Source organism: Nocardioides sp. NPDC127503, from assembly GCF_040302165.1.
GTDB lineage: Bacteria > Actinomycetota > Actinomycetes > Propionibacteriales > Nocardioidaceae > Nocardioides.
This window is the reverse complement of record NZ_JBEORH010000005.1, coordinates 273110-286381: the sequence shown is the minus strand read 5'-3', so window position 1 is coordinate 286381 and position 13272 is coordinate 273110. Positions and strand designations below refer to the sequence as shown.

The 13272-nt window shown below is 69.1% G+C and carries 13 protein-coding genes; 9 read left to right on the top strand and 4 right to left on the bottom strand.

The window, feature by feature from the left end:
• Positions 1 to 27: 27 nt before the first annotated feature.
• Positions 28 to 963: a sulfite exporter TauE/SafE family protein gene (locus ABTW65_RS14015; RefSeq protein WP_350660969.1), complete on the bottom strand. Its 936-nt coding sequence runs from the start codon at positions 961 to 963 to the stop codon at positions 28 to 30.
• Positions 964 to 991: 28 nt separating this feature from the next.
• Here ABTW65_RS14015 and ABTW65_RS14010 point away from each other — a divergent pair, with 28 nt between their 5' ends.
• The 3 genes from ABTW65_RS14010 (at position 992) to ABTW65_RS14000 (ending at position 3059) form a co-directional block, all read left to right on the top strand.
• The gene (locus ABTW65_RS14010) at positions 992 to 1948 is read left to right on the top strand and encodes an asparaginase (protein ID WP_350660967.1); all 957 of its coding nucleotides are present in this window, start codon (positions 992 to 994) and stop codon (positions 1946 to 1948) included.
• A gap of 141 nt (positions 1949 to 2089) precedes the next feature.
• Positions 2090 to 2530, top strand: coding sequence for a helix-turn-helix domain-containing protein (locus ABTW65_RS14005; protein WP_350660964.1), 441 nt, complete (start codon positions 2090 to 2092; stop codon positions 2528 to 2530).
• Positions 2508 to 3059, top strand: coding sequence for a hypothetical protein (locus ABTW65_RS14000; protein ID WP_350660962.1), 552 nt, complete (start codon positions 2508 to 2510; stop codon positions 3057 to 3059). The genes ABTW65_RS14005 and ABTW65_RS14000 overlap by 23 nt, the downstream gene beginning before the upstream one ends.
• Positions 3060 to 3123: 64 nt before the next feature.
• Here ABTW65_RS14000 and galE read toward each other — a convergent pair whose 3' ends face one another.
• The gene (gene galE / locus ABTW65_RS13995; RefSeq protein WP_350660960.1) at positions 3124 to 4101 is read right to left on the bottom strand and encodes a UDP-glucose 4-epimerase GalE; all 978 of its coding nucleotides are present in this window, start codon (positions 4099 to 4101) and stop codon (positions 3124 to 3126) included.
• A 43-nt stretch (positions 4102 to 4144) separates the two neighbouring features.
• Here galE and ABTW65_RS13990 point away from each other — a divergent pair, with 43 nt between their 5' ends.
• The 6 genes from ABTW65_RS13990 (at position 4145) to ABTW65_RS13965 (ending at position 9290) form a co-directional block, all read left to right on the top strand.
• Positions 4145 to 4819, top strand: a complete 675-nt coding sequence (locus ABTW65_RS13990; RefSeq protein WP_350660958.1) for a dihydrofolate reductase family protein — start codon at positions 4145 to 4147, stop codon at positions 4817 to 4819.
• 22 nt (positions 4820 to 4841) lie between these two features.
• Positions 4842 to 5600: an enoyl-CoA hydratase-related protein gene (locus tag ABTW65_RS13985; protein ID WP_350660956.1), complete on the top strand. Its 759-nt coding sequence runs from the start codon at positions 4842 to 4844 to the stop codon at positions 5598 to 5600.
• 47 nt (positions 5601 to 5647) lie between these two features.
• On the top strand, positions 5648 to 6406 hold the full coding sequence (locus ABTW65_RS13980) for a DinB family protein (RefSeq protein WP_350660954.1): 759 nt from the start codon (positions 5648 to 5650) through the stop codon (positions 6404 to 6406).
• Between the two features lie 76 nt (positions 6407 to 6482).
• Positions 6483 to 7868: a cytochrome ubiquinol oxidase subunit I gene (locus ABTW65_RS13975; RefSeq protein WP_350660952.1), complete on the top strand. Its 1386-nt coding sequence runs from the start codon at positions 6483 to 6485 to the stop codon at positions 7866 to 7868.
• Positions 7865 to 8863 (top strand): cytochrome d ubiquinol oxidase subunit II, encoded by a 999-nt coding sequence (locus ABTW65_RS13970; protein WP_350660950.1) that lies wholly within the window; start codon positions 7865 to 7867, stop codon positions 8861 to 8863. Before ABTW65_RS13975 ends, ABTW65_RS13970 begins: the two co-directional genes overlap by 4 nt.
• Positions 8864 to 8918: 55 nt before the next feature.
• A complete protein-coding gene (locus tag ABTW65_RS13965; protein ID WP_350660948.1) occupies positions 8919 to 9290 on the top strand; it encodes a YrdB family protein in 372 nt (123 codons plus the stop codon).
• On the opposite strand, the gene ABTW65_RS13960 is transcribed toward ABTW65_RS13965, so the two are convergent.
• The gene (locus ABTW65_RS13960) at positions 9238 to 10002 is read right to left on the bottom strand and encodes a helical backbone metal receptor (protein WP_350660946.1); all 765 of its coding nucleotides are present in this window, start codon (positions 10000 to 10002) and stop codon (positions 9238 to 9240) included. The two genes, ABTW65_RS13965 and ABTW65_RS13960, sit on opposite strands and share 53 nt — an antisense overlap.
• Positions 10003 to 10080: 78 nt before the next feature.
• Complete coding sequence (icmF, locus tag ABTW65_RS13955) at positions 10081 to 13197, bottom strand: fused isobutyryl-CoA mutase/GTPase IcmF (protein ID WP_350660944.1); 3117 nt, start codon at positions 13195 to 13197, stop codon at positions 10081 to 10083.
• Positions 13198 to 13272 lie beyond the last annotated feature (75 nt).

Below are 13272 nucleotides of genomic sequence, written 5' to 3'. Positions count from 1 at the left end.
GCAGGTCGAGCCGACTCGGCGTTGAGGCTATTTGTCCGAACGCTCGGGCAGCCGCCAGGCGGCGGCGTTGTTGTCGAAGGCTTCCAGGCCGCGCGACTGGCGGATGAAGCCCCACAGGAGCGGGCCGAGGAGCAGCATCGCGCCGCCGAGGAGCAGCAGGAAGGTGGCGTCGGCGCCGAGCATCTTGGCGCCCGAGAGCGTCAGCATGATGACGATGCCGCGCCGGATGACCGACTGGGACACCCAACGCGCCATCCGGGAGCCGAGGAAGGTGCCGGGGGTGCCGCCGAGGATGAGCGGGATCAGCACCGCCCAGTCGACGCCGTGGTTGATCACCTGGCCGATCGCGGCGGCCATGACGAGCGGCACCGCCTGGAGCAGGTCGGTGCCGACCAGCTTGACCGCGGAGAGCGTCGGGTAGACCAGCAGCAGCGCGATCATGATGACCGAACCGGAGCCGACCGAGGTGATGCCGACCAGGAGGCCGCCGAGCGCGCCGATGACGATGGTGAGCAGCGGCTTCAGGCGGGGGTCTTCCTCGGGGGCCTCGTTGCCGCCGGTGACCAGGCGCAGCTGCAGGTACATCCGGAACATGTAGGACGCCGCCGCGAACAGCAGGGCCCCGCCGAGGATGAGCTTGAGGAAGTGATCGGTGTCGCCCGGCGCCAGCTTGTGGACGAAAGTGCCCAGGAACGCGAACGGCACCGACCCGATGATCAGGTACGTCGCCAGCCGGATGTTGGGCGAACCGTGGCGCCAGTGCACCGCGGCCCCGACCGACTTGTTGACCGAGGCGGCGACGAGATCGTTGGCGACCGCGGTCGTCGGGGGCACCCCGAGGAAGATCAGCGCCGGCGTCATCAGGGCGCCACCGCCCATGCCGGTCAGCCCGACGACGATGCCGATGCCGAAGCTGACCACGAGCACGCTGAGCGCGTCTTGGGTGAGGAGGTCGGCGAACACGGGGCAACTCTCACATAGTCTCGCCCCCATGCCAGCACCTGTGCCGTTCGCCGAGATCATCCGCTCCGACTTCGTCGAGGGACACCACTACGGTTCCGCCGTCTCCCTGGCGGCCGACGGCACCGTGAGCTGGTCGCTCGGTGACGTCGACTCGCCGATCCTGCCTCGCTCCTCGAACAAGCCGGTCCAGGCCCTCGCGATGGTGATCCTCGGCCTCGACCTGCCGCCCGACCTGCTCGCCCTCGCCTGCGCCTCCCACTCCGGCGAGGCGTTCCACCAGGAAGGCGTACGCCGCATCCTCGCCACCGTCGGCCTGGACGAGTCGGCCCTGGGCAACATCGAGGACTACCCGTTCGGTGTCGAGGCGCGGGAGGAGGCGCTCCGTCACGGCGAGCCGAAGACCCGGCTCGCGATGAACTGCTCCGGCAAGCACGCCGCGATGCTCGCCACCTGCGTCGCCGCCGGCTGGCCGCTGGAGGACTACCTGGACCCGAAGCACCCGCTCCAGGAGGGGATCCAGGAGGTACTCGAGGCGTGCACCGGCGAGGCTGCGTACGTCACCGTCGACGGCTGCGGGGCGCCCGCCCTGTCCACGTCGCTGACCGGGCTGGCGCGGGCGTTCTCGACGATCGGCTCTGCGGTCGATGGTCCGGCCGCGCGGGTCGCCGAGGCGATCCGGTCCCACCCCGAGTTCGTCTCGGGCACGACGCGCGACGAGGTCGCGCTGCACCGGGCCGTACCTGGGCTGATCGGCAAGCTGGGCGCCGAGGCGGTCTACGCCGTCGCGCTCCCCGACGGTCGCGCGTGGGCGCTGAAGGCCGACGACGGCGGTGACCGGGCGCGGGCGGCGGTGATGGCCGCCGCGCTGCTGCGGGACGGCGTCGGTGACCTGGACGGGATCGACGCCGACGCCCTGCGCGCGACCGGCGACGCGCCGATCTTCGGCGGCGGGCGCCGGGTGGGGGAGATCCGCGCGCTTCTGTGAACTGCTAGCGGACTGCTAGCGACCCCGGGAAGCCCCGAATCAGCGCGTTTTCGCCGGTTGACGAAGCAACTAGTGGGTGATGTGTGTCACTTCGGTTGCCCAGGACTTGTGTTTGCTAGCAATTGTTAGCACACTGGAGTCATGGTCAAGAGCAAGGTCACGAGTGCGGTTGGCACGCTCGGCGAGTATCTGAAGGAACAGAGGATCTCGGCTGAGATGTCTCTGCGTCAGCTCGCCGACCAAGCAGGTGTGTCCAACCCCTACCTCAGCCAGATCGAGCGCGGTCTGCGCAAGCCATCGGCTGAGGTCCTCCAGCAGATCGCCAAGGCGCTGCGTATCTCGGCGGAGCAGGTCTATGTCCGTGCCGGGATCCTCAGCCCCGACTCCAACGTCGGGGGGTCCGTGGAGCTCGCCGTGCTCGCCGACCCGAGCCTGACCGAGCGGCAGAAGCACTCGCTGCTCGACGTCTATCACTCGTTCCTTGCTCTCAACAGTCGTGTCACCGACGATGCGCCGGCCGCCGATGAAACCGCTGAACCCCATCACGAGGAGAACCCAGATGCCCACTCTGCCCAAGATTGAGACCACCAAGCCCCTCAACGCCGTCGCCGGCGTCGCCGACCTCGCCTACGAGACCGTCAAGGACCTCGCAACCGACCTGCAGAAGCGCGTCGACGGCTACCGTTCCGAGGCGACCACCAAGCTGACCGACGCCCGCTCCAAGGCGACCGAGAAGGCCACCGAGTACCGGACCCAGGCGACCGAGAAGGCGACCGCTGCCAAGTCCACCGTGACCGGCTTCGACCCGAAGTCCCTCCCGGCCCTGGCCAAGGAGCAGTACGCCGTGCTCCCCGAGAAGGTCAAGACCACCGTCAAGGCCAAGCTCGACGAGACCGCCGGCTCCGCCACCGGCACCTACGACAAGCTCGCCACCCGCGGTGAGACCTTCGTCGCGAAGTTCAAGAAGGCCGAGACCGCTGAGGCCCCGGCCGAGGCTCCCAAGGCTGAGGCTCCCAAGGCTGAGGCGCCGAAGGCTGAGGCCGCTCCGGCCGAGAAGCCGGCGCCCGCCAAGAAGGCCCCGGCCAAGAAGACCGCCGCCAAGAAGGCCTGACCCAGGCTCTCAACCGAAGACGGCCCGCTCGAAAGAGCGGGCCGTCTTCAATTTCGCCAAGGCGTCAGCTGGGGTAGTCGGCGCCTGCGGCCTGGCGGGCCTCCCAGGCGGTGGCGACCATGGAGCGCAGGTCGTGGCGCATCTCCCAGTCGAGGTCGCGCCGGGCGAGCTCGCCGGTGGCGACGATGCGGGCGGGGTCGCCGGGACGACGCGGCTTGATGATCGGCTCGAAGTCGATGCCGGTGACCTCGCGGATGGCGTCCATGATCTCGCGTACGGAGGAGCCGTCGCCCGAGCCGAGGTTGTAGACCGGCTCGAGGTCCTTGCCCTCGGCGAGCCGCTTGGCGGCGACTACGTGGGAGTGGGCGAGGTCGGCGACGTGCACGTAGTCGCGTACGCAGGTGCCGTCGGGGGTCGGGTAGTCGTCGCCGTTGATCTGCGGTGTCTTGCCCTTGGCCAGCGCGTCGAAGACGAGCGGGAAGAGGTTGTGGGGGCTGGTGTCGTAGAGATCCTTGCTGCCGGATCCCACGACGTTGAAGTAGCGCAGGCTGGTGTGCGCGAGCCCCTCGGAGCGCGCCACGTCGGCGATCAGCCACTCGCCGATCAGCTTCGACTCGCCGTAGGGGCTCTCCGGGTTGGTCGGCGTGGTCTCGGTGACCAGGTCGACGTCGGGGGTGCCGAAGGTCGCGGCGGAGGAGGAGAAGACCAGCGCGTCGACACCTGTGGCCGTCATCGCCTCGAGGAGGTTGGCGGTGCCGGTGACGTTCTGTGCGTACGTGTGCAGCGGCCGCTGCACCGAGACGCCTGCGTACTTGAAGCCGGCGAGGTGGATGACTCCCTCGACGCCGTGGTTGGAGATCGCCTGCTCGATCGCGGACTTGTCCAGCAGCGTCGCCTCGACGAACGTGACGTTGTCGGGCACGAACTTCGCGAACCCCGAAGACAGGTCGTCGATGACGACCGGCTCCATGCCCGCGTCGAGCAGTGCCTGCACGACGTGCGATCCGATGTAGCCCGCGCCTCCGGTAACCAACCAACTCATGCGATGAAGATAGCGGGGTGCCCTGAGCGGTTAGGTTTGCGGGGTGAGGCTCCTGCACGGTGACGGCGACCCGACGACCCCCGAAGGCCTGCGCGCCATCTACACGCCGCCCCGCCTGCCGTGGCTGCGTGCCAACATGGTCAGCTCCCTGGACGGTGCGGCCACCGGCTCCGACGGACGCTCCGGCACGGTCAACAACGCCGTCGACGTCGACGTCTTCCACGTCCTGCGCGACCTCGCCGACGCCGTTCTGGTCGGCGCCGGGACCGCCATCGCGGAGACCTACAAAGCCAAGGGGGCGCCGATCGTCGTCGTCTCCCGCCGCGGGCGGGTCCCCGACGATCTCCGCGGCTGCGAGCCCGGCGCGGTGCGGCTCGCCACGGTCGCCGACGCGCCCGGCCTGGACGCCGCGCGCGACGAGATCGGCGCGGAGAACGTCTATGTCACCGGCACCTCCGAGGTCGACCTGTCGGCGGTCCTCGACCGGCTGCACGAGGAGGGCATGCGGCACGTGCTCTGCGAGGGAGGCCCGACCCTTCTCGGCTCGCTGCTCGAGGCCGGCTTGGTCGACGAGCTCTGCCACACGATCACGCCCAAGCTCCTCGCCGGCGACGGCCGGCGGATCGTGACCGGGCCGCCCACCGACGTACCGGTGTCGTTGGGGTCCCTCATCGAGCACGACGGGACGCTGCTCGGACGCTGGCTCGTCGAGGGCTAGCGGTGCCCTACGCTCGGTTCTCGTGAGCGAGGACTTGGTAGTGGAGCGGCGCCCGGGCGTCGTACAGGTGACCTTCAACCGGCCGCAGAAGCACAACGCCTTCACTGCGGAGATGTACGGCGCGCTGCACGAGCTGTGCGACGAGCTGGCGAGCGATGAGTCGGTGAAGGTGCTGGTGCTGACCGGCACCGGCGGTCGGGCGTTCGCCGCCGGCAACGAGATCTCCGACTTCCTCTCCCGCGACGCGGTGGACTACGAGGACTGGATCCGCTCGCTGCTCGAGAAGCTGTTCGCGCTCCCGCAGGTCACCATCGCCGCGGTCGACGGCGTCTGTGTCGGTGGCGGGCTCGCGGTCGCGACCCACTGCGACCTGCGCGTCGCGACGCCGCACTCGCGCTTCGGCTACCCGATCGCGAAGACGCTCGGCAACGCGCTCGCGGCCTCCATCGTCTATCGCGCCGCCGCCGTCTTCGGCGAACCGGTCGTACGCGAGATGCTGCTCGCGGCGCGGCTGGTCGGCGCGGACCGCGCCTATGCCACCGGCGCGCTGACCGCCGTCACCGACTCGCTGGCCAACGAGGTCGACGCGCTGGTCGAGGGCATCCTGCCGCTCTCCGGCGTCACGGTCCGGGCCACCAAGAGCCAGCTCGCCGCGTACGCCGCCAGGGCGGAGGCCTCGCCGGAGGGCGATGAGGACCTGCTGCGCGAGGTCTACACGGGTGCGGACTTCAAGGAGGGCGTACGCGCGTTCCTGGCCAAGGAGAAGCCCGCTTTCCGCTGAGCCATAAGTGCGTTGACCGGGTCGCGGCCCGGGACGAGACTGAGGCGATGACCAGCCAGAGCGGGACCGAGTACGCCGAGACCGACCAGTTCCGCGATGCACTGATCCGGCAGAGCGATGTCAGTGGTCTGGAGATTCGTGACTGCTGGTTCGAGAGTCGGCTGAAGATCGTCGACGCCTTCGGCAAGGACGTCTACCTGGGTGGCGACTTCGGCCGGGTCGTGGTCAACGACGTCGACGTGACGGCGTACGTCGAGGCCGAGCTCGATCGCGCGGAGCCCAACCGGGTGTTGGCCCGTGAGGCGCAGACCGCGGATGAGATCCGTGCTGCCTGGGATGCGATCGAGGCGACGTGGGCAGCGACGGTCGAGCGGGCTCGGGACTTGCCGGAGAAGATGCTCCACGAGCGGGTCGATGACGAGTGGTCGTTCGTAGAGACGCTGCGTCATCTGCTCTACGCCAGCGACAAGTGGTTCGGAAACCCCGTGCTGGAGGAGGAGTCGCCCTACCATCCGCTCGGTTACGGGCCGATGGACGCTCCCGCCGAGGTCGGGCTGACCCTGGATGTGGTGGCGAGCCTGGAGGAGGTGCTGGAGCCACGGCTGGCCCGGATGGCCACGATCCGCCGCTATGTCGACGCGCTCACCGCCGACGAGCTCGACCGGCTCTGCGCCCGGGCGCCGGTCGGCAACGACCCCGACGCCGACTACGAGGTACGCCGCTGCCTCAAGGTCGTGCTCGCCGAAGAGGCCGAGCACCACCGCTATGCCGTGCGTGACCTGGCCGTTCTGACCTCGCGCGGCTGAGCGTCCGCCCAGTCATCAGACCTGGCTGCCGCGCTGCGGGTGGCAAGTCGGCCCGCGGTGTGCGTAGGGTCGAACCGTGATCGCCGAAGCGCTTGCGTTCGCCACCGAGGAGCCCGCGGGGCTCCTACCGGCGCGTCAGCAGATGGCCTTCTCGCTCGGATGGCACATCATCCTGGCCTGTTTCGGCGTCGCCTTCCCGAGCATGATCTTCGTCGTCCACCTCCTCGGCCTTCGCGGCAACGAGGTGGCGCTCGTGCTGGCGAAACGGTGGGCGAAGGTCTCCGCGGTGCTCTTCGCGATCGGCGCGGTCTCGGGCACGGTGCTCAGCTTCGAGATGGGGCTGCTCTGGCCAGGACTGATGGGCAAGTTCGGCGACGTCCTCGGGCTGCCTTTCGCGTTCGAGGGGCTCTCGTTCTTCACCGAAGCGATCTTCCTTGGCCTGTATCTGTACGGCTGGGGACGGATGTCGCCCCGCCTGCATCTGCTCTGTCTGGTGCCGATGGCGGCGGCCGGGATCTTCGGCACCTTCTGCGTGATCTCCGTCAACGCCTGGATGAACATGCCCACCGGCTTCCGCATCAACGCCCGCGGAGACGTGGTCGACGTCGAGCCCTGGAAGGCGATGTTCAACGAGGGCGCACTGCTGCAGTTCCTGCACATGTGGCTGGCGGCTTTCATGGTGGCGGGTTTCGTGGTCGCCGCGGTCTACGCCGCCGGCGTCCTCCGCGGCCGGCGCGACCGCCATCACCGGCTCGGCTTCACGGTGCCGTTCGCCTTCGCCTCGGTCGCGGCCGTTCTCCAGCCTGTCGTCGGTCACGTCCTCGGCATCCGGCTCGGCGAGACGCAGCCGGCGAAGCTGGCTGCCTTCGAGCTCGCCGACACCACCGAGCAACCGGCGCCGCTGCGCCTGGGCGGGCTGATGATCGACGGCGAGCCGCGCTACTTCATCGAGATTCCCAACTGGGGGTCCTTCATCGCTCGCGGAAGCTTCGACCTGCCGGTGCGCGGACTCGACACCTTCCCTGCCTCCGACGTCCCGCCGGTCAACATCACCCATCTCGCGTTCCAGACGATGATCGGCATCGGGAGCCTGATGATGCTGGCCGCCGTCGTCTACTGGCTGCTTCGCTGGCGTGGCCGCGACCTGCTGGAGAACCGCTGGTTCTGCTGGTTCGCGGTCGCCGCCGGACCGCTTGCCGTCGTCGCGCTCGAGGCCGGTTGGGTCGCTACCGAGGTCGGCCGCCAGCCGTGGGTCGTCTACGACGTCATGCGCACCGTGGACGCGGCCGGGGACAACCCCGGCCTGTGGTGGGTCTTCGGCACGATGGTGGTCGTCTACACGCTCCTGACGATCGGCGCCGTGCTGGTGCTCCGCTCGATGGCGCGGCGATGGCGCCAGGGCGGCGAAGACCTGCCGAGCCCGTACGGCCCGGCCGCGATCTCTGCGGACAGCCGGCCATGAGCCTGGAGGTGGCGGTCGCGGCGGCGCTCTTCGTCGGGGTCCTGGCGTACGCGCTCTTCGGCGGAGCCGACTTCGGCTCGGGCTTCTTCGACCTCACGGCCGGTGGGGCGCGGCGGGGAGCGGAGCTTCGAACGCTGGTCGACCACAGCATCGGCCCGGTGTGGGAGGTCAACCATGTCTGGCTGATCTACTGCCTGGTGGTGTGGTGGACCGCGTTCCCGGAGTCGTTCGCGGCGGTGATGACGACGCTGATCGTGCCGTTGCTGCTGGCTCTGCTGGGGATCGTGCTCCGTGGTGCTTCGTTCGCGTTCCGGAAGTACTCCGCGACGCTGTCGCAGGCCCGTACCTTCGGTGCCGTCTTCGCGGTCTCTTCGATCATCACGCCGTTCTTCCTGGGGACCGTCGCGGGTGCGATCGCCTCCGGCAGGGTGCCCGCTGAGGGATACGGGGATCGATGGTCGTCCTGGGTGAACCCCACCTCGGTCTTCGGGGGAATCATCGCCGTTGGCACCTGTGCCTTCCTTGCGGGTGTGTTCCTCTGCGCTGATGCCGTACGTGCCGGGAAGCCCGCTCTTGCGTCGACCCTCCGGATCCGGACCCTCGGGGTGGGTCTGGCCACCGGACTGATCGTCTTCATCGCGCTGATCCCGATCCAGATGGATGCGCCGACACTGGCCGAGGGATTGGAGACCCAGGCCGCGCCGCTGATCGTCTGCTCGTTCCTGGCCGGCGTCACCACCTTGTGGCTGCTCTGGAAGAGCCGCTTCGCGATCGCTCGGCTACCCGCCCTGATCGCGGTGGCCACCGTGATCTCCGGCTGGGGTGTCGGCCAGTACCCGTGGCTCTTGGTCGACGAGGTTCTTCTCGCCGATGCGGGCGGCGCCGACGCGACCCTGAGGGCGCTGCTGGTGGCCGTCGCGATCGCGGGGGTCGTGGTCGGACCTCCGCTGGTCCTGCTGTTCCGGCTCACTCAGACCGAGCGATGGAGCAGGTGAGCCTCGCCGACGATATTCAGGCGCCGTACGCGTGGGCCGACCCTACGATGTCGCCGTGACCGTCTTTGGCTGGTTCGTGCTGACTCTGGTGTTCGTCGACGAGCTGTTGGCGATGGCGGCCTTCGGGGTGTGGGGCTGGCAGCACGATCCGCGGTGGCTGCTGGTCTGGCTCCTGCCGGTGGTGGCCGCGGTCGTCTGGGCACTGTTCGCCTCGCCCAAGGCCACTCGCAGCGGACCGGTGATCCGGCCGGTCGTGAAGGTGATCGTCTTCGGCCTCGCCTCGCTGGCGCTCCTGGACGCCGGTCAGCCGGGATGGGCGCTCGCCCTGCTGGTCTTCTCGGTCGTCGTCAACGGCCTGGCTCAGGTGCCGGCGATCAGCCGGCTGCCCACCGATGTGCCTCGACCAGACTCGGCCCGTACCAGGTGATCAACCGGCCGCTGACCAGCTCCGTCGGCGTCCGCGCGAAGGCCTCCGGGCCGTCCTCGGCGGTGAAGACGTACGGCTCGTCGGGCAGCAGCGCGACGTCGGCCCCGGCGCCGTCGATCTCAGCCAGGTCGACGTGCGGATAGCGGTCCGCGTGTTCGCCGAAGACGTTCTCCCAGCCCAGCCGCCGCAGCAGGTCCCCGGTGAACGTCCGTGAGCCGACCACCATCCACGGGTCGCGCCAGATCGGCACGACGACCCGGCGAGTGACCCGGGGGAGCGGCCCGCACCAGAGCCGGCGGGCCTCGACGAGCCAGTCGGGGCGGCCCCAGCCGAGACCGTCGAGGAGGTTCTCCATGGACGCGACCGCCTGGGGGACCGTCTCGATGTCGGTGACCCAGACCCGGATGCCCCGCTTCCGCAGTCGGCGTACGTCCAGTTCCCGGTTCTCCTCCTTGTTGGCCACCACCACGTCCGGCGCCAGCGCGGAGATCGCGGCCAGATCGGGGTTCTTGGTGCCGCGTACGCGGGGCACGTCCAGGTCCGCCGGATGCGTGCACCAGTCCGTCGCCCCGACGACCCGGTCCGCCGCGACCGAGACGAGCGCCTCGGTCAGCGACGGGACCAGCGACACCACCCGCGTCGCCGGCTGCGGCCCGTCGTACTGGGTGCCCAGGTCGTCGTGCGGGGCTGGATGCTCACCGAGGTAACTCACTCAACGCTCGCTTCCTTCGTGGAACTCCACGAGGGATGTGGCTGTTCACCGAGGTACCTCGGTGAACAGCCGGCCCCCTCACACGTTGCGTCGGTACTGGCCCCCGACCTCGAAGAACGCCTCGGTGACCTGGCCCAGCGAGCAGACGCGAGCCGCGTCCATGAGCGCCGCGAAGACGTTCTCGTCGGAGGTGGCGGCCTGCTTGAGGCGTACGATCGCGGCTTCCGCCTCGGCCGAGTGGGAGGCCTGGAAGGCGTGGACGCGGTCGAGCTGGGACTTCTTCTCGGTCTCGGTCGCACGGGCGAGCTCGACGGGGCCGGCGGGGGCGCCATTGGTGTCACGTACGAACGTGTTGACGCCGACGATCGGCAGGGTGCCGTCGTGCTTGCGGTGCTCGTAGAGCATCGACTCGTCCTGGATCTTGCCGCGCTGGTAGCCGGTCTCCATCGCGCCGAGCACGCCGCCGCGCTCGGAGATCCGGTCGAACTCCTTCAGTACGGCCTCCTCGACGAGGTCGGTGAGCTCGTCGATGATGAAGGAGCCCTGGAGCGGGTTCTCGTTGAACGCCAGGCCCCACTCGCGGTTGATGATCAGCTGGATCGCCAGCGCGCGCCGCACCGACTCCTCGGACGGGGTCGTCACGGCCTCGTCGAAGGCGTTGGTGTGCAGCGACTGGGCGTTGTCGTAGATCGCGATCAGCGCCTGCAGCGTGGTGCGGATGTCGTTGAAGTCCATCTCCTGCGCGTGCAGGGACCGGCCCGAGGTCTGGATGTGGTACTTCAGCTTCTGCGCGCGCTCCGAAGCGCCGTAGCGGTCCCGCATCGCGATCGCCCAGATCCGTCGGGCGACGCGGCCGATGACCGAGTACTCCGGGTCCATCCCGTTGGAGAAGAAGAAGGACAGGTTGGGCGCGAAGTCGTCGATGTCCATGCCGCGGGCCAGGTAGGACTCCACGTAGGTGAAGCCGTTGGCGAGCGTGAAGGCGAGCTGGGAGATGGGGTTCGCCCCGGCCTCGGCGATGTGGTAGCCGGAGATCGAGACCGAGTAGAAGTTGCGCACCCCGTTCTCGATGAACCACTCCTGGATGTCGGCCATGCAGCGCAGCGAGAACTCCGTGGAGAACAGGCAGGTGTTCTGGCCCTGATCCTCCTTGAGGATGTCGGCCTGCACCGTGCCGCGCACCGTCTGCAGCGCCTTCGCCGGGTCGATCCCGCGCTCGCGCGCCTGGTCGATCACGGTGTTGAGGAAGAACGCCAGGATCGTCGGCGCCGGCCCGTTGATCGTCATCGACACCGAGGTCGTCGGGGCCAGCAGATCGAAGCCGTCGTAGAGCGCCTTCATGTCGTCCAGCGTGGCCACCGAGACGCCGGAGGTGCCGACCTTGCCGTAGATGTCGGGGCGTACGTCGGGGTCGCGGCCGTAGAGCGTCACCGAGTCGAACGCGGTCGAGAGCCGCGTCGCCGGCTGGCCCTCGGAGAGCAGCTTGAAGCGGCGGTTGGTGCGGAACGGGTCGCCCTCGCCGGCGAACATCCGCGCCGGGTCCTCGTTGGCCCGCTTGTAGGGGAAGACGCCCGCGGTGAACGGGAAGAACCCGGGCAGGTTCTCGTTGCGCAGGAACCGGGTCAGCTCGCCACGGTCGGTGTAGCGAGGGGTCGCCACCCGCGGGATGTAGTTGCCGGCCAGAGACGTGCGGCCGCTCTCGTCGGCAGCGTACGTCTCCCGGGTCTCCTCCCACGAGGAGAGCTGCTTGCGCAGGTCGTCGGGGATCTCGCTGGCAGGGGCCTCGAGCTCGGGGTGATCCTCGGCCACGATCTCGTAGGCCTGCGCCTTCCGCGCCGCGGCGACGAGCTCGACGGTGCGGGCGTGGTAGTCGCGTACGTCGCCCGCGATGTCCGCGAGGTAGCGGACCCGCCGCTCGGGAATGATCGGGTGAAGGCCCGTCGAGTGGCGAGTCGCGATCCGGGGAAGGACGCCCTCGCTGACCGCGAGCCCCGCCTCGGCGAGGAGCCCGCGCAGGTGCTGGTAGAGCGCGGTGACGCCGTCGTCGTCGAAGGCGGCGGCGGAGGTGCCGAAGACGGGCATGTCGTCGGGGGAGGAGGTGAACGCCTCCCGGTTGCGGACGAGCTGGCGGGACACGTCGCGAAGCGCGTCCTCGGCCCCGCGGCGCTCGAACTTGTTGATCGCCACGACGTCGGCGAAGTCGAGCATGTCGATCTTCTCCAGCTGCGACGCGGCGCCGAACTCGGGCGTCATCACGTAGAGCGAGACGTCGACGAAGTCGCTGATCCCGGTGTCGCCCTGGCCGATGCCGGGCGTCTCGACGATGACGAGATCGACGGCGGCCTTCATCACCGAGAGCACGTCGGCGAAGTGCTCGGGCACCTCGTGCCCGCCGCGCGTGGCCAGGGAGCGGTAGTACGTCGTCGAGCCGCCGTCGGTGATGGCGGCCAGCGAGTTCATCCGGATCCGGTCGCCCAGCAGCGCACCGCCGCCGCGTCGCCGGGTCGGGTCGATGGCGAGTACGCCGATGCGGATCTTGTCCTCCTGGTCGACCCGCAACCGCCGGACCAGCTCGTCGGTGAGCGAGGACTTGCCGGAGCCGCCGGTGCCGGTGACACCGAGCACGACGGCCTGGTCGGCCTCGCCCAGTCGCGTCAGGAAGTCCTCGGGGAGCCGGCCCTGCTCGGCGCCCGTGATCGCGCGTCCGATGGAGAGCCCGTAGCCGGCGATCACGCCGTTGGGGGTGATCGGGAAGGTGGGCCACAGGTCGCGGTCGATGTCACGCACGACCGTGTTGATCATCCCCGGGAGTCCCAGCCGCTGGCCGTCCTCGGGGGAGAAGATCTTGACGCCGGAGTTGGCGAGTCGCTCGATCTCGTAGGGAACGATCACGCCGCCGCCGCCGCCCACGACCTTGACGTGGCCGGCGCCGCGTTCCTTGAGGGCGCACACCAGATACTCGAAGAACTCCACGTGCCCACCCTGGTAGGAGGAGACCGCGACGCAGTGGGCGTCCTCCTGGACGGCGGCGTCGGCGATCTCGGTCACCGAGCGGTTGTGGCCGAGGTGGATCACCTCGCATCCCTGTGCCTGGAAGATCCGGCGCATGATGTTGATCGCCGCGTCGTGACCGTCGAAGAGGCTGCTCGCGGTCACGATCCGTACGTGGTTCTGGGGGATGTGGAGGTCAGACATGGGCGGTGCTCCCAGGAAATAGTTGGACGTCCAAGTAATTCCAGCATAGGTCGTCCCTGGCGTACTTGCCAGTAC

What these genes read in the sequence shown, in the direction of transcription:
- ABTW65_RS14005 (WP_350660964.1), top strand. Translation starts at nt 2,090, where the DNA reads ATGGTCAAGAGCAAGGTCACGAGTGCGGTTGGCACGCTCGGCGAGTAT.
- ABTW65_RS14010 (WP_350660967.1), top strand. Translation starts at nt 992, where the DNA reads ATGCCAGCACCTGTGCCGTTCGCCGAGATCATCCGCTCCGACTTCGTC.
- icmF (WP_350660944.1), bottom strand. Translation starts at nt 13,197, where the DNA reads ATGTCTGACCTCCACATCCCCCAGAACCACGTACGGATCGTGACCGCG.
- ABTW65_RS13970 (WP_350660950.1), top strand. Translation starts at nt 7,865, where the DNA reads ATGAGCCTGGAGGTGGCGGTCGCGGCGGCGCTCTTCGTCGGGGTCCTG.
- ABTW65_RS14000 (WP_350660962.1), top strand. Translation starts at nt 2,508, where the DNA reads ATGCCCACTCTGCCCAAGATTGAGACCACCAAGCCCCTCAACGCCGTC.
- galE (WP_350660960.1), bottom strand. Translation starts at nt 4,101, where the DNA reads ATGAGTTGGTTGGTTACCGGAGGCGCGGGCTACATCGGATCGCACGTC.
- ABTW65_RS13980 (WP_350660954.1), top strand. Translation starts at nt 5,648, where the DNA reads ATGACCAGCCAGAGCGGGACCGAGTACGCCGAGACCGACCAGTTCCGC.